The 16,827-nt window shown below is 54.6% G+C and carries 10 protein-coding genes; 7 read left to right on the top strand and 3 right to left on the bottom strand.

The features are described from left to right. Nucleotides 1–325: 325 nt before the first annotated feature. The gene (ubiG, locus tag L383_RS12585) at nt 326–1,054 is read right to left on the bottom strand and encodes a bifunctional 2-polyprenyl-6-hydroxyphenol methylase/3-demethylubiquinol 3-O-methyltransferase UbiG (protein ID WP_023330949.1); all 729 of its coding nucleotides are present in this window, start codon (nt 1,052–1,054) and stop codon (nt 326–328) included. 146 nt (nt 1,055–1,200) lie between these two features. Here ubiG and gyrA point away from each other — a divergent pair, with 146 nt between their 5' ends. Continuing rightward, nucleotides 1,201–3,837, top strand: coding sequence for a DNA topoisomerase (ATP-hydrolyzing) subunit A (gyrA, locus tag L383_RS12590; RefSeq protein WP_014884608.1), 2,637 nt, complete (start codon nt 1,201–1,203; stop codon nt 3,835–3,837). A gap of 134 nt (nt 3,838–3,971) precedes the next feature. Further along, the gene (gene rcsC, locus L383_RS12595) at nt 3,972–6,818 is read left to right on the top strand and encodes a two-component system sensor histidine kinase RcsC (protein WP_023330948.1); all 2,847 of its coding nucleotides are present in this window, start codon (nt 3,972–3,974) and stop codon (nt 6,816–6,818) included. 79 nt (nt 6,819–6,897) lie between these two features. Here the strand turns inward: rcsC and rcsB are convergent, their stop codons facing one another. Together rcsB and rcsD are read right to left on the bottom strand one after the other, a co-directional pair. After that, complete coding sequence (gene rcsB, locus L383_RS12600; protein ID WP_003859405.1) at nt 6,898–7,548, bottom strand: response regulator transcription factor RcsB; 651 nt, start codon at nt 7,546–7,548, stop codon at nt 6,898–6,900. A gap of 16 nt (nt 7,549–7,564) precedes the next feature. Next, nucleotides 7,565–10,237 carry a phosphotransferase RcsD gene (gene rcsD / locus L383_RS12605; RefSeq protein WP_014884607.1) on the bottom strand — a complete coding sequence of 891 codons (2,673 nt, stop codon included), beginning with the start codon at nt 10,235–10,237 and terminating at the stop codon, nt 7,565–7,567. Between the two features lie 743 nt (nt 10,238–10,980). On the opposite strand from rcsD, the gene L383_RS12610 reads away from it, so the two are divergent. From L383_RS12610 to L383_RS12630, 5 genes are all read left to right on the top strand, one after another. Then, nucleotides 10,981–12,096: a porin OmpC gene (locus tag L383_RS12610; RefSeq protein WP_014884606.1), complete on the top strand. Its 1,116-nt coding sequence runs from the start codon at nt 10,981–10,983 to the stop codon at nt 12,094–12,096. Between the two features lie 115 nt (nt 12,097–12,211). Then, nucleotides 12,212–13,267 (top strand): FAD:protein FMN transferase ApbE, encoded by a 1,056-nt coding sequence (gene apbE, locus L383_RS12615; RefSeq protein WP_023330947.1) that lies wholly within the window; start codon nt 12,212–12,214, stop codon nt 13,265–13,267. Nucleotides 13,268–13,339: 72 nt separating this feature from the next. Beyond that, a complete protein-coding gene (ada, locus tag L383_RS12620) occupies nt 13,340–14,398 on the top strand; it encodes a bifunctional DNA-binding transcriptional regulator/O6-methylguanine-DNA methyltransferase Ada (protein ID WP_023330946.1) in 1,059 nt (352 codons plus the stop codon). Next, nucleotides 14,398–15,054 (top strand): DNA oxidative demethylase AlkB, encoded by a 657-nt coding sequence (alkB, locus tag L383_RS12625; protein ID WP_023330945.1) that lies wholly within the window; start codon nt 14,398–14,400, stop codon nt 15,052–15,054. Before ada ends, alkB begins: the two co-directional genes overlap by 1 nt. A gap of 69 nt (nt 15,055–15,123) precedes the next feature. Further along, nucleotides 15,124–16,767: a multidrug ABC transporter permease/ATP-binding protein gene (locus L383_RS12630; protein WP_032629321.1), complete on the top strand. Its 1,644-nt coding sequence runs from the start codon at nt 15,124–15,126 to the stop codon at nt 16,765–16,767. The last annotated feature ends 60 nt before the right edge of the window (nt 16,768–16,827 follow it).

Raw genomic sequence — 16,827 nt, 5'->3', positions numbered from 1 at the left:
ATAAAAAATATCCCCCGCTTATCCACAGAACCGTCTTGTGACTAACTCTGTGGATAAATACTACATATAGGGGGTTTGCGATAAGAAAAACGCTATATGGTGAGTATTCTAGTATCGAATCTTTTCAGCACAAGGGTTGATTTTGACGTTAAATTGAGGTTGTGAAAGGGTAAAAAAGGCTAAGTCCTCGTACCGTAAGGCCTGGACGACATGTCAATAATTAAGAAAAAAAATTCAAAATTTGATCGAGTGCTGATTTCTTCAACGGGAGGGCAGAATTGCGCAACATGATGTCGCGCAATCTTTATAAGAATAACGAATGACGTTAGTCGTTTTTGGCGGTAGTATGCAACATATAGTTAACATCCACGCCCGGGGCGAGTTTGAATTTATCGGTCAATGGATTGTAGTGCAGGCCGGTAATGTGCTGCTCTTTGAGCCACGTCTCGTCAACCCAGCTTAACAGCTCCGCTGGCTTAATGAATTTCTTCACGTCGTGCGTGCCTTTTGGCACCATGCGCAGCACATATTCCGCGCCGACGACGGCCATCAGCCAGGCTTTACCGTTACGGTTGATGGTTGAGAAGAAGACCTGACCGCCCGGTTTCACCAGTTTTGCGCAGGCGTTCACCACAGATTGCGGATCGGGAACGTGTTCCAGCATCTCCATGCAGGTCACCACATCATACTGGTGGGCATGTTTTGCCGCGTGTTCTTCCACGGTTTCCTGCACGTATTCAACCTGGATCCCTGACTCCAGCGCATGGAGACGGGCCACCTGCAAGGGTTCAAAGCCCATATCCAGACCGGTGACCGTCGCGCCTTCGCGCGCCATGCTCTCCGCCAGGATGCCGCCGCCGCAGCCGACATCAAGCACCTTCTTACCGAACAGGCCGCCGGAACGCTCCGCGATATAGCCCAGACGCAGCGGGTTAATGCGATGCAGCGGTTTGAACTCACCTTCGAGATCCCACCAGCGGGACGCCACCGCTTCAAATTTGGCAATCTCTTCGTGGTCAACGTTGTGAGCCACCGGGGATTTTTCGGCATTCATGGGCGCTTTTACTCCTTATTTAGCAAGACAAAGGAGTATATCAGGCAATCCCCATGAATAAAGCGTATAGGTTTACCTCAATCACCGCGGCTGTGTTATAATTTGCGACCTTTGAATCCGGGATACAGTAGAGGGATAGCGGTTAGATGAGCGACCTTGCGAGAGAAATTACACCGGTTAACATCGAGGAAGAGCTGAAGAGCTCCTATCTGGACTATGCGATGTCGGTCATTGTTGGCCGTGCGCTGCCGGACGTCCGAGATGGCCTGAAGCCGGTACACCGTCGCGTACTATACGCCATGAACGTATTGGGCAATGACTGGAATAAAGCCTACAAAAAATCTGCCCGTGTCGTTGGTGACGTAATCGGTAAATACCATCCCCATGGTGATTCCGCGGTGTACGACACTATCGTCCGTATGGCGCAGCCATTCTCGCTGCGTTACATGCTGGTAGATGGTCAGGGTAACTTTGGTTCTATCGACGGCGACTCCGCCGCGGCAATGCGTTATACGGAAATCCGTCTGGCGAAGATTGCCCATGAGCTGATGGCCGACCTGGAAAAAGAGACGGTTGATTTCGTTGATAACTACGACGGCACGGAAAAAATCCCTGACGTCATGCCGACGAAAATCCCTAACCTGCTGGTGAACGGCTCGTCCGGTATCGCCGTGGGTATGGCAACTAACATTCCGCCGCACAACATCACGGAAGTGATCAACGGCTGCCTGGCCTATATCGAAGATGAAGACATCAGCATTGAAGGGCTGATGGAGCACATCCCGGGCCCGGACTTCCCGACGGCGGCGATCATCAACGGTCGTCGCGGTATTGAAGAAGCGTACCGCACCGGTCGCGGCAAGATTTACATCCGTGCCCGCGCCGAAGTTGAAGCGGACGCTAAAACCGGCCGTGAAACCATTATTGTTCACGAGATCCCGTATCAGGTGAACAAAGCCCGTCTGATTGAAAAAATCGCCGAGCTGGTAAAAGAAAAACGTGTTGAAGGCATCAGCGCGCTGCGTGACGAGTCTGACAAAGACGGTATGCGCATCGTGATTGAGATCAAACGCGACGCGGTGGGTGAGGTTGTACTGAACAATCTGTACTCCCAGACTCAGCTTCAGGTCTCCTTCGGTATCAACATGGTGGCACTGCACCATGGTCAGCCGAAGATCATGAACCTGAAAGAGATCCTGAGCGCGTTCGTGCGTCACCGCCGCGAAGTGGTGACCCGCCGTACCATCTTTGAACTGCGCAAAGCGCGCGACCGTGCGCACATCCTTGAAGCGCTGGCGGTTGCGCTGGCCAACATCGACCCGATCATTGAACTGATCCGTCGCGCGCCAACCCCGGCAGAAGCAAAAGCCGGACTGGTATCCCGTCCGTGGGATCTGGGTAACGTGGCGGCGATGCTGGAGCGTGCGGGTGATGACGCGGCGCGTCCTGAGTGGCTGGAACCTGAGTTCGGCGTACGTGACGGTCAGTACTACCTGACTGAACAGCAGGCCCAGGCGATTCTGGATCTGCGTCTGCAGAAACTGACCGGCCTTGAGCATGAAAAACTGCTCGACGAATACAAAGAGCTGCTGGAGCAGATTGCCGAGCTGCTGCACATTCTGGGCAGCGCAGAGCGCCTGATGGAAGTGATCCGTGAAGAGCTGGAGCTGGTCCGCGACCAGTTTGGCGACGAGCGCCGCACCGAAATCACCGCGAACAGCTCAGATATCAACATTGAAGATCTGATCAACCGCGAAGATGTGGTGGTCACCCTGTCTCACCAGGGCTATGTGAAGTATCAGCCGTTGACCGACTACGAAGCACAGCGTCGTGGCGGCAAGGGCAAGTCTGCGGCACGTATTAAAGAAGAAGACTTTATTGACCGTCTGCTGGTGGCCAACACCCACGACACGATCCTCTGCTTCTCCAGCCGTGGCCGTCTGTACTGGATGAAAGTCTATCAGCTGCCTGAAGCGAGCCGTGGCGCGCGTGGTCGTCCAATCGTCAACCTGCTGCCGCTGGAAGCGAACGAACGTATCACCGCCATTCTGCCGGTACGCGAGTACGAAGAGGGCGTGAACGTCTTTATGGCGACCGCCAGCGGTACCGTGAAGAAAACCGCGCTGACCGAGTTCAGCCGTCCACGTTCCGCCGGGATCATCGCGGTGAACCTGAACGAAGGCGACGAGCTGATCGGTGTGGATCTGACCTCCGGTTCTGATGAAGTCATGCTGTTCTCTGCGGCCGGTAAAGTGGTGCGCTTCAAAGAGAACGCCGTGCGCGCAATGGGTCGTACAGCGACCGGTGTACGCGGTATCAAACTGGCGGGTGAAGATTCCGTTGTTTCCCTGATCGTTCCTCGCGGCGAGGGTGCAATCCTGACCGTCACCCAGAACGGTTACGGTAAACGTACCGCGGAAAGCGAATACCCGACCAAATCACGTGGCACGCAGGGCGTTATCTCTATTAAGGTTACCGAGCGCAACGGTTCCGTTGTGGGTGCGGTACAGGTCGATGATGCCGACCAGATCATGATGATCACTGATGCCGGTACGCTGGTGCGTACACGCGTATCTGAGATCAGCGTGGTGGGTCGTAACACCCAGGGCGTTATCCTCATCCGTACTGCGGAAGATGAAAACGTGGTGGGTCTGCAGCGCGTGGCTGAGCCGGTGGATGACGAAGAGCTCGATTCCATCGACGGTAGCGTTGCGGAAGGTGACGATGAAATCGCGCCGGAAGCGGACACCGACGATGATGCAGCGGATGACGCTGACGAGTAATGTCTCCTGACGCAAAAAGGGCCGGATTCCGGCCCTTTTCTTTTACGTAAGCAGACAAGTGAACGTTGCGGCAAGCCGCGTTTACCGCTACCTTAACCACATTCTTTTGACCCCGACGGCGGAGCCTCGCCCCTTTGAAATACCTCGTCTCCTTTCGTACCACGCTGAAAGTTTCTCGCTATCTGTTCCGGGCGCTGGCGCTCCTGCTTTGGTTGCTGGTGGTCCTGCTGTCGGTGTTCTACATCGTCAACGCGCTGCACAAGAAAGAAGCGGAGATCCGCCAGGAGTTTAATTTAAGCTCCGATCAGGCCCAGCGTTACATTCAGCGAACATCTGATGTAATGAAGGAGCTGAAGTATATTGCCGAAAACCGGCTGACGGCGGAAAACGGCATCCTGGCGCTTCGCGGGCGTAATGACAAAACCGAAGTGCCGGACTTCCAGCCGCTGTTCCCGGACTCCGACTGCTCCACCATGAGCAACACCTGGCGCGGGTCGCTGGAATCCCTCGCCTGGTTTATGCGCTACTGGCGCGACAATTTTTCCGCCGCCTACGATCTCAATCGCGTCTTCCTGATTGGCAGCGAAAATCTCTGCATGGCTGACTTCGGCCTGCGCGACGTGCCCGTCGAGCGTGATGATGCGCTGAAAAGCCTGCATGAGCGTATTGTGAAATATCGCAATGCGCCGCAGGACGAGCGCGGGAATAACATCTTCTGGATTAGCCAGGGGCCGCGCATGGGCGTGGGCTATTTCTACGCGCTGACGCCGGTTTACCTCGGTAACCGCCTGCAGGCGCTGCTGGGCATTGAGCAGACCATCCGCATGGAAAACTTCTTCACGCCAGGCAGCCTGCCGATGGGTGTGACCATTCTGGATGAAAACGGACATCAGCTGATCTCGCTTGCCGGGCCGGATAACCGTTTGAACGTCGATCCGCACTGGATGCAGGAACGCTCGTGGTTTGGTTACACCTCCGGCTTTCGTGAGCTGGTGCTGAAAAAAAGCCTGCCACCGTCGTCGCTGAGTATCGTCTACTCGCTGCCGGTCGATATGGTGCTGGAGCGGATACGCATTCTGATTATGAATGCGATTCTGCTCAACCTGCTGGTGGGAGGGGCGCTGTTTACGCTGGCGCGCATGTATGAGCGAAGAATCTTTATTCCCGCCGAAAGCGACGCCCAGCGTCTGGAAGAGCACGAGCAGTTTAACCGTAAGATAGTTGCCTCGGCACCGGTGGGGATCTGTATTCTGCGTACTCAGGACGGGACCAACATCCTGAGTAACGAGCTGGCGCACAACTATCTGAACATGCTGACGCATGAGGATCGTCAAAGGCTGACGCAAATCATCTGCGGTCAGCAGGTAAACTTTGTCGACGTGCTCACCAGCACCCATACCAACCTGCAGATCAGCTTTGTTCACTCCCGCTATCGTAATGAAAACGTGGCGATTTGCGTGCTGGTGGATGTCTCCGCACGCGTGAAGATGGAGGAGTCGTTGCAGGAGATGGCGCAGGCGGCGGAGCAGGCCAGCCAGTCGAAATCTATGTTCCTTGCCACCGTCAGCCACGAGCTGCGTACGCCACTGTACGGGATTATCGGTAACCTCGACCTGTTGCAGACGAAAGAGTTGCCGAAAGGGGTCGACAGGCTGGTGACGGCAATGAACAACTCCTCCAGCCTGCTGCTGAAAATCATCAGCGATATTCTCGATTTCTCTAAAATTGAGTCTGAGCAGTTGAAAATCGAACCGCGGGAGTTTTCGCCGCGTGAAGTGATGAACCACATCAGCGCCAACTATCTGCCGCTGGTGGTGCGTAAACAGCTGGGTCTCTACTGCTTTATTGAACCGGATGTGCCGCTGACGCTGCACGGCGATCCGATGCGCCTGCAGCAGGTCATCTCTAACCTACTTAGCAACGCCATCAAATTCACCGATATTGGCTGTATCGTGTTACACGTCTGCCGGGCGGGGGATTACCTGAGCATTCGCGTCCGTGACACGGGTGTAGGCATCCCGGCGAAAGAAGTGGTTCGCCTGTTCGACCCGTTTTTCCAGGTCGGCACCGGCGTGCAGCGTAACTTCCAGGGTACCGGTCTGGGGCTGGCGATTTGTGAGAAGCTCGTCAGCATGATGGACGGTGATATCTCGGTGGATACCGAGCCCGGCATGGGTAGCCAGTTCACCATCCGTATTCCGCTCTATTCGGCGCAGTATCCGGCAAAAGCGACGGTTGACGGGCTGAGCGATAAGCGCTGCTGGCTGGCGGTGAATAACGCTTCGCTGAATGATTACCTGACGGCGCTGCTTACCCATAGCGGCGTGAGGGTGTGCCGCTATGAAGACCAGACGCCGGACGCGGATGACGTGCTGATCGCCGACGAGATGCCGGAACAGGCGTGGCAGGGGAGAGGAACGGTACTTTTCTGTCGTCGCCACATTGGCATACCGGTTGAACGTGCGCCGGGAGAGTGGGTACACAGTGTCGCCACGCCGCATGAGCTGTTGAGCCTGCTGGCACGCATCTACAAAGTGCAGCTGGAAGAGAACGACGGAGCCGGTGAATTGCCGTCACCGGAAGGTCTGGCGTCAGTGAATGACGATATGATGATTCTGGTCGTGGATGACCATCCGATTAACCGCCGACTGCTGGCAGACCAGCTCGGGTCGCTTGGCTACCAGTGCAAAACGGCCAATGACGGTGTGGATGCGCTGAATGTGCTGAGTAAAAATCATATTGATATCGTTCTCAGTGACGTCAACATGCCTAACATGGACGGCTACCGTCTGACGCAACGTATCCGCCAGCTTGGCCTGACGTTGCCGGTGGTGGGCGTCACGGCGAACGCGCTGGCGGAAGAGAAACAGCGATGCCTGGAGTCAGGCATGGACAGCTGTCTGTCGAAACCGGTCACGCTGGACGTGCTGAAGCAGACCTTGTCGGTCTATGCGGAACGCGTCAGGAAAACGAGGATATAAAAAAGGCCCTTTCGGGCCTTTTTTATTTGCCCGGCGGCGCTTCGCTTGCGCGAACACCACCCGGCATTTACTGCGGTGATCAATCCTTGTCCGTTGCGCTCAGCGTCACGGAGGAGAGATAGTTCAGCAGGGCAATATCGTTGTCCACACCCAGCTTCATCATTGCGGATTTCTTCTGGCTGCTGATGGTTTTAATACTGCGGTTCAGCTTCTTGGCAATCTCGGTCACCAGGAAACCTTCAGCGAACAGGCGCAGAACTTCGCTCTCTTTCGGTGACAGACGTTTGTCACCGTAGCCACCCGCGCTGATTTTTTCCAGCAGACGAGAGACGCTCTCAGGCGTGAACTTCTTGCCTTTCTGCAGCGCAGCGAGCGCTTTTGGCAGATCGGTCGGTGCGCCTTGTTTCAGCACAATCCCTTCGATGTCCAGATCCAGCACGGCGCTCAGGATCGCCGGGTTGTTGTTCATGGTCAGAACAATGATCGAGATGTCCGGGAAGTGACGTTTGATATATTTGATGAGCGTAATCCCATCACCGTACTTATCTCCAGGCATGGAGAGATCGGTAATGAGCACGTGCGCATCAAGCTTTGGGAGGTTATTGATCAGTGCTGTAGAGTCTTCAAATTCACCGACTACATTCACCCACTCGATCTGTTCAAGCGATTTGCGAATACCGAACAGTACAATCGGATGGTCATCGGCAATAATTACGTTCATATTGTTCATGTATAAGGCTACCTTGCTACAGCAAGCTTTTGACGTAGTCGTCAATGTCGCTGATGTATTTTTCAATGCCAGAGGCATCTTTCTCACGAATTAGATGTTCCAGCGTTTCACATAACTGCTTGCCGGGAACCAGATTAAGCATGGCAAACACCCCTTTAAGCCGGTGTGCTGTCTGCGCCAGCGCTGCAAAATCATTCGCAGCGGACTCAGTATACAACCGCTTAACATCATCTGGTACTGTATCAACAAAGAGTGAATAGTATCCGCTGGCGTGAAGCTCGGCGTTTTCATTGCCGCCTAACGGGGATTCCGTTATCTCATCCTGCGCCAGCTGCTCTTCTATTAGTTGTAGTACAGCTTCCTGCATCGCATTGCTTATATTAAAGTTGACGCGCAGCTGGCCAGGGCCGATTTTCCGCACGCCTGACTCATCATCGCTTAAAAGCAAGCCCGAGGCAGTAAGATTAGACGGATTATCCGTTAAAAACAGATCAAATTCTTGACTTGCCAGTCGTTCATCCGGCGTGATGCAGGCCGCGCCCCAGTTTTCTAACTGACGCACCACGATGTTGCGGATCTCGTTTGAGGTCACATCCACCATCGCCACCACGTCATCCAGCAGGCGCTCTTCATCTTCTTCCTGCGGATTGACGGCCATTTTCACGTGCAGAGAGTAGCGGGTGCCGAGCGATTCACGTGCTTTGATATTCAGGTGGCCGCCGAGCTTACGCGCCAGCTGATCGCACAGCCAGAAGGTCAGGGCGTTAGCCTTACCGTAATGATCGCTTTGTGTGTCATTCAGGAACGGGAAGTGCAGATTATCAATTTCACTCGTCGTGACGCCTTCCCCGGTGTCCAGAATGCGGAACGTCAGGCGATCTTCTGCCGACTCGTCGGTGCTCACTTCGAGGGTGATCTTGCCGATCTGCGTGGTGGTCACGGCATACTGAATAATCATCAGCAGAATGCGACGTAGCGCTTCGCGATCGCCATGGCGTTCGTCATTTGCCGGTAAATGGTTGTTGATCAGCAGCTGCAGACCTTTACGCTTGATCACCGGCAGGACTTCCGGAACCACTTCATCGATCAGATCCTGAATGGAGAAGAGGGAAGGCGTACCTTTCCAGAAATCATTCTCCAGCATGTTCGCTAACTGGATCTCATCCACCATACGAACCAGCGAGTCGGCCTGGCAGGCAAGCTGGTGGCTTTCAGAGGTGTTTAACGCCGCCGCCTGGGTTGCCAGCGTTTTTAATGGCTGTTTGAAGGCGTCGCCAATATTCTGCATAAAGGCGGCGCGCCCCTGCTGGTTCTTCTCATACAGCCTTTGCGCCTGCTTGAGTTTCTTATTCACCAGCACTTCGCGATCCTGGTCGCGGATAATGAAGATTTGCGTGCGTGGGGCTACCTGACTGCGGAACTGACGGATCTCGTACAGTTCATTATTGATGGTGGCCTGAATAACCCCCTGGTGCTGATCCGCCATGGTGGTGATGTTCTGCAGGTTAAGATGCGGCAGCAGATGGTCTGCAATTTTATTGCTCATCACCGTGCGGTTCGCTTCCTGATCGTGGACTAATACGCCCAGCGGCAGCACGGAAACAATCTCTTCATTGAGCGCGCGTAACACGCGAAGTTCATTCGTGTTGCCCGCGGTGACCGCAGAGGCGTCGCTCTGACGTCCCGGCTGGAAGCGAAAGGTGCTGTAGCCAAACAGGGCCAGCGCCAGCAGGCCGATATTCAGCAGCAACGGCAGCAAAATATTTTGCAGGGTATCGAGCAGCAGGGTGCCAAACGGTACCTGCCACACCAGGCGCATGCCGGTTGAGTTCAGTGACGAGGCAATTTCAATTTTCGAGCCGTTAAAGGAGATGGTGACGCTCTCTGCGGCCTCTTTGTCGGACGCCGCGCGCATGTTCTGGGTACTGCTGTCTGGCTCCATACGGAAGCTGTCGAGCGGCATATCCGGCGGGATCAAATCATTAATAGGCAAATCAAACGCCACGACCGTCGCCAGATGTCCCGGCTGGTTGAACGTGGTACGCAGGGTAAAATAGTGACCATTTTGCCAGGCCAGGCGGCGCAGCGATGAGAAACTTTCACGCTCATCAAGGGCATTCGCCTGCTGCAGCATTTCTGCACGGCGGGAATCGACAATGCCGCCAACGGTCGTCTCTTTAAAACCAGAAGAGAGATCTTTCAATGGCAGCGTCGAGATCAGGATCATGCTGTTGTCCTGACCGTTCAGATAGTACATCGACCACGGCACCGTCTCGGCACCCCAGAGGGTATCCAGATAGGTTGAAATACGCTGCGTCATCTCAAGCGTTGCGCTGTCGTGAGAGCCAAAGATAAGCGCCTCAGTCTTACGCTGCGGTTTTTCGAGATAGTAGACATCCTGCTTAAGCCGGGTCTCCTGAAGCCCATCCCCCGATGCGCTTGCAGGCGCTGCGGCAATATTGTCGTAAATCTGCCAGGTGGCGTAGCGCCAGGTATCAATGCGCTTGTGGACGGCATGAGTGATATCAACCACCTGGTAGCTCTTGTCCTTCAGCCAGGCGTTTACCGCGCTCTGCACCATCACGCCCAGGGTGACTAATAACACAACGATCAAAAGAAGAAAGAAACGGGTGATGCTCCCGGGAAGAAGGGAGAATTTGCTCGGGGCGGTAGTTTCAGTCTGACTCATTGATATCTTTAACCCGTAATGGTCGTGCTCTGTGGCGATAGGGCAGTATAAAGGGTAATACCTGAATTTCCAGCGCCACTGGCCTGGAACAGGCGACTTTTTCAGGGAACACTGAGGAAGAGGCGATGTGCGTTAAAAGTGTACAAGTTCACGATGCGTGTATAAATAAAAGAAACTTCTCGCCAGTAAATAGCACGAATTAACAAGAAATTAAGTTTCTGCTGAATTTTTGCACGTTGGTTGACCCTCGTAACGGGATTAGTTAATAGTCGTTACAATTTCGTGCTGGTAGCACATAAAAAGAAAAGTTACGTAAAGAAGGGTAAAAAAAAACCGAATGCGATGCATTCGGCTCAATTAGGGATAAACAGACATTCAAAACTGAATGACGGTAATAAATAAAGTTAATGATGATAGCGAGAGTTATTTTAGAGATTAGGTGCGATCTTGTTTTGTCATTCAGTGCTGTAACGATTTATATCTCAAGTCATTGAAATTTAATGGAATAATATTAATTTTGATAATAAATGCTAATTTTCTAAGCTATTTGTGCTTTGTAAAAGTTCCTTGATATTAACATTTTGAAGCATGTTGATAGATGAATGAAACATCTTCAAAGTTTTCGTATCATATTCGCATTGGATTATTCTGTAATTTTGCGGAGAATGAAATTGCCGACTGGTTAATGAGGGTTAGCCAGTAAGCAGTGGCAATTATAAGGCATATAACAGAGGGTTAATAAAATGAAAGTTAAAGTACTGTCCCTCCTGGTACCAGCACTGCTGGTAGCAGGCGCAGCAAATGCGGCTGAAATTTATAACAAAGATGGCAACAAATTAGATCTGTACGGCAAAGTTGATGGTCTGCACTATTTCTCTGACGACAAGAGTGCTGACGGTGACCAGACCTACATGCGTCTTGGCTTCAAAGGTGAAACTCAGGTTAACGATCAGCTGACCGGTTACGGCCAGTGGGAATACCAGATCCAGGGCAACACAACAGAAAGCGACAACCAGGCCTGGACCCGTGTGGCGTTTGCTGGTCTGAAATTCGCTGAAGCGGGTTCTTTCGATTACGGTCGTAACTACGGTGTGATCTACGACGTAACATCATGGACTGACGTGCTGCCAGAATTTGGTGGTGATACCTACGGTGCAGACAACTTCCTGCAATCTCGTGCTAACGGCGTGGCAACCTACCGTAACCAGGACTTCTTTGGTCTGGTGGATGGCCTGAACTTTGCTCTGCAGTATCAGGGTAAAAACGGTAGCGTAAGCGGTGAAAACGACACCGGTCGTAGCACCCTGAAACAGAACGGCGACGGTTACGGTGCGTCCCTGACCTATAACCTGGGCGAAGGCTTCAGCATCGGTGGTGCAATGTCTTCTTCCAAACGTACCGCCGATCAGAACAACACGGCTAACCCAGCCCTGAAAGGCGAAGGCGATCACGCCGAAGTCTATACGGGTGGCCTGAAATACGATGCCAACAACATCTATCTGGCCGCGCAGTACTCTCAGACTTATAACGCAACACGTTTCGGCAACTCTCAGAGCAGCAGCGATATCTACGGTTTCGCTAACAAAGCGCAGAACTTCGAAGTGGTTGCTCAGTACCAGTTCGACTTCGGCCTGCGTCCATCCGTGGCTTACCTGCAGTCTAAAGGTAAGGACATCGAAGGGTATGGCGACCAGGATCTGCTGAAATATGTTGATGTGGGTGCGACTTACTACTTCAACAAAAACATGTCCACCTACGTGGATTACAAAATCAACCTGGTTGATGAAAATGAGTTCACCCGTCAGGCCGGTATCGGTACTGATGATATCGTCGCGCTGGGTCTGGTTTACCAGTTCTAATCGCGTCGTAGTATGACTCAGGGGCCTGATGGCCCCTTTTTTGTGCGTGTTTTTGGATCTCACAATTGACCCGTTTTGGTGTACTCTTGCCGCCCTGGCATGAGGATAATAATGAATGGATATGACTTTTTTACGCGCCAGCTTTCTGGCTATGCTTTTTTTCCTGACCGCATGTAACGATCCCGCCCCCGTGGCGAAAACTGACGCACCCGCTGCCACGGTGCTCGAAGGCAAAACGATGGGCACCTTCTGGCGCGTCAGCGTGATGAATCTCGATAAAACGCGCACGGAAGAGCTTCGCGGCAAAATCCAGGCTCAGCTGGACGCCGACGATCAGCTGCTGTCGACCTACAAAAATGACTCGGCGCTGATGCGCTTTAACCTCTCCACCAGTACGTCTCTGTGGCCGGTGAGTGAAGCGATGGCTGATATCGTCACCGAGTCCATTCGCGTGGGATATAAAACCAACGGTGCGATGGACGTGACCGTCGGGCCGCTGGTGAACCTCTGGGGATTTGGCCCGAATAAACAGCCGGTGGCGACGCCCGATCAGGCGGCTATTGATGATGCCCGTGCCCGGACAGGGCTGCAGCATCTGACGGTGATCAATCAGTACGGCCAACAGTACCTGCAAAAAGATATCCCCGATCTGTTTGTCGATCTGTCGACGGTAGGGGAAGGCTACGCGGCGGATCACCTTGCCGCGTTGATGACGCAGGAAGGCATTTCGCGCTATCTGGTCTCCGTGGGCGGCGCGTTAGTCAGCCGGGGCATGAACGCCAGCGATAAACCGTGGCGCGTAGCGATTCAAAAACCGACCGATCGGCAAAATGCCGTGCAGGCGATAGTCGATATCAACGGACATGGCATCAGCACCTCCGGGAGTTACCGTAACTATTACGAGCTTGACGGGAAGCGCATCTCGCATGTTATTGATCCGCAGACCGGGCGGCCGATCGCGCATAATCTGGTCTCGGTGACGGTGATTGCGCCGACGGCGCTGGAAGCCGATGCCTGGGATACCGGCTTAATGGTCCTCGGCCCGGAAAAAGCGAAAGAGGTGGTTCGTCAGGAAGGGCTGGCGGTGTACATGATCACCAAAGAGGGCGACGAGTTTAAAACCTGGAGCTCGCCGCAGTTCAACAGTTTCCTGGTGGGCGACAAAAATTAAAAAGCAAGGTTGCGGGTTTTTTATCAGTGGCACTCAGGCACGCTACAGGTATGCTTGTAAGAGGAGCTGATGATGAAAAATCCAACCTATATGACCGATGAGGATCGCTGGCAGGCTGTACTGGCTCGCGATCCGCGTGCTGACGATCAGTTTGTCTTTGCCGTGCAAACGACGGGGATTGTCTGTCGTCCGTCATGCCGGGCACGTCACGCCCTGCGTAAAAACGTCCACTTTTATCCTGATGTTCACCATGCCATTGAGGCAGGGTTTCGCCCGTGCAAGCGCTGTATGCCGGATAAACGCGATCCGCAGCAGCAGAAGCTGGCGAAAGTGGAGCACGCCTGTCGCCTTCTGGAGCAGGATCCTGCGTTAACGCTGGACGGTCTGGCGCAGCAGGTGGCCATGAGTCCTTTTCACTTCCACCGGCTGTTTAAGTCCGTCACCGGAATGACGCCAAAAGCCTGGCAGCAGGCGGCGCGCGGTCAACGTCTGCGCACGGCGCTTGCCCAGGGGGATACCGTTACCGATGCCGTGCTGGCCGCAGGCTTTCCCGACAGCAGCAGCTATTATCGTAAAGCCACGGATGCGCTGGGTATGACGGCGAAGCAGTACCGCAAAGGCGACGTGGCGGTGCAATACGCCATCGATGACTGCTCATTAGGACGCTGTCTGGTCGCTGAAAGCGAGCGGGGGATTTGCGCAATACTGCTCGGTGATGACGATGCCGAATTAGCCGGGGAGCTGGCGACGCTGTTTCCAAAAGCAGAGCCCGCGCCGCAGGAAGATGCCTTCGCGCAGCGTATCCGCCAGGTGATTGCCAGTATTGATAACCGCGCAGCGCCGCTTGAACTGCCGCTGGATATACGCGGAACCGCGTTCCAGCAGCGAGTCTGGCAGGCCCTTCGTGAAATTCCCTGCGGTGAAACGGCAAGTTATCAGCAGGTGGCGCAGGCGATTGGACAACCCAACGCGGTACGTGCCGTCGCGGGTGCCTGTGCGGCAAACAGGCTGGCGATTGTGATCCCCTGTCACCGCGTTGTCCGTAACGATGGTGCACTGTCGGGTTACCGATGGGGGACGGCGCGAAAAGCGCTATTGCTAAAACGTGAGGCGAAACGCCAGGAGGGATAATGCTCGATCTTTTTGCGGATGCGGAACCCTGGCAGGAGCCACTGGCACCGGGGGCGGTTATTTTGCGTCGCTTCGCGCTCTCCCGTGCGGCGGCGCTGCTTGCGGGTATAGAAGAGGTGACGGCGGTTTCCCCTTTTCGCCATATGGTCACGCCGGGCGGTTACACGATGTCGGTGGCCATGGCGAACTGCGGCGAATTAGGGTGGGCGACGAATGAACGAGGCTACCTGTATGCGCCGAACGATCCCGCGACCGGCCAGCCGTGGCCCCCGATGCCTGCGGTTTTTCAGGCTCTCTGCCACGAGGCTGCCGTTGCCGCTGATTATCCTGACTTCCGACCGGATGCCTGCCTGATTAACCGCTACGCCGTTGGCGCGAAACTCTCCCTGCATCAGGATAAAGATGAACCCGATCTCCGCGCGCCCATCGTCTCGGTATCGTTAGGGCTTCCTGCCGTCTTCCAGTTTGGCGGATTACGCCGTAACGATCCGCTCAAACGCATTATGCTGGAGCATGGCGACGTGGTGGTGTGGGGCAGGGAATCGCGGCTGTATTATCACGGCATTCAGCCTCTGAAACCCGGGGTGCATCCCCTCACTGGCGAGTACCGTTTTAACCTGACGTTTCGCCAGGCAGGGTTTAGTAAACAAAAATAAGAATTATTCTTGATGTACACGCCGGGCAGTTTACACTGCTGGCTGATTTTTATTGTCCGGATTGCCTGCATGCAACTACTTCTCCTTGTCTGGCGTCAGTATCGCTGGCCCTTCATTGCCGTCATGGCGTTAAGCCTTGCCAGCGCCGCATTGGGTATTGGCCTGATCGCGTTTATTAACGTGCGGTTGATTGAAATGGTCGATACCTCACTCTCTGTTTTGCCAGAGTTTCTCGGCCTGCTGCTGCTGTTGATGGCGGTTACGCTTGGCTCTCAGCTGGCGCTAACCGCGCTCGGCCACCATTTCGTTTTCCGTTTGCGCAGCGAATTTATCAAGCGGATCCTGGACACTCAGGTTGAACGGGTGGAGCAACTTGGCAGCGCCTCCCTGCTGGCGGGGCTGACCAGTGACGTGCGGGCTATCACCATCGCGTTTGTTCGTCTGCCGGAGCTGGTGCAGGGGATCATTCTGACCTTTGGCTCGGCGGCTTATCTTGCCTGGCTCTCCAGTAAAATGCTGGCGGTGACCGCTCTGTGGATTGCCATTACCATCTGGGGCGGCTTTGTGCTGGTGTCACGCGTCTATAAACATATGGCGGTGCTGCGCGAAACGGAAGATAAACTGTATAACGATTACCAGACGGTGCTGGAAGGGCGCAAGGAGCTGACCCTGAACCGCGAGCGCGCCGAGTATATCTTCAATCATCTCTATATCCCGGACGCGCGCGAATATCGGCATCACATCATCCGCGCCGATACTTTCCACCTGAGCGCGGTGAACTGGTCAAATATCATGATGCTGGGTGCCATTGGCCTGGTATTCTGGATGGCGAACAGCCTGGGCTGGGCGGACACCAACGTGGCGGCAACCTACTCACTGACGCTGCTGTTTTTACGCACGCCGCTGCTCTCGGCGGTCGGCGCATTGCCCACCTTGCTGAGTGCGCAGGTGGCGTTTAACAAGCTCAAAAAATTCGACCTCGCGCCATTTAAGGCGGAATTCCCTCGCCCGCAAGCCTTCCCGGACTGGCATACGCTGGAGCTGCGCGACGTGACGTTCCGCTATCAGGACAACGCCTTCTCCGTGGGGCCGGTCAACCTGACGATTCACCGCGGCGAACTGCTGTTCCTCATCGGCGGTAATGGCAGCGGTAAATCCACGCTGGCGATGCTGCTCACCGGACTCTACCAGCCGCAGTCGGGCGAGATTTTGCTGGACGGTAAGGCGCTGAGTGCCGGGAAACCTGAGGACTACCGCAAGCTCTTTTCGGCGGTATTTACCGACGTCTGGCTGTTCGATCGGCTGCTCGGTCCTGAAGGGCAGCAGGCCAATCCTGTGCTGGTGGAAAAATGGCTGGCACAGCTGCAGATGTCGCACAAGCTGGAGCTTCAGGACGGTAAAATTCTCAACCTGAAGCTCTCTAAAGGGCAGAAGAAGCGCGTGGCGCTGCTGCTGGCGCTGGCGGAAGAGCGCGATATCATTCTGCTGGACGAATGGGCGGCGGATCAGGATCCCCACTTCCGCCGTGAGTTCTATCAGGTGCTGCTGCCGCTGATGCAGGAGATGGGCAAAACCATTTTCGCCATTAGCCACGACGATCACTACTTCATTCACGCCGACCGTCTGCTGGAGATGCGCGATGGCAAGCTGAGCGAGTTGACCGGTGACGAGCGTGCGGCGGCCTCGCGTGATGCGGTGGCGCGCACGGCCTGATGCCCTCACCTTAACCCTCTCCCACAGGGAGAGGGGATAGATCGTGGCCGTAATGCCGTT

The sequence above is a fragment of the Enterobacter sp. MGH 37 genome (assembly GCF_000534515.1).
GTDB classification, from domain to species: domain Bacteria; phylum Pseudomonadota; class Gammaproteobacteria; order Enterobacterales; family Enterobacteriaceae; genus Enterobacter; species Enterobacter kobei.
Note: the sequence above shows the minus strand (reverse complement) of the source record. Positions and strands in the feature narration are given on the sequence as shown.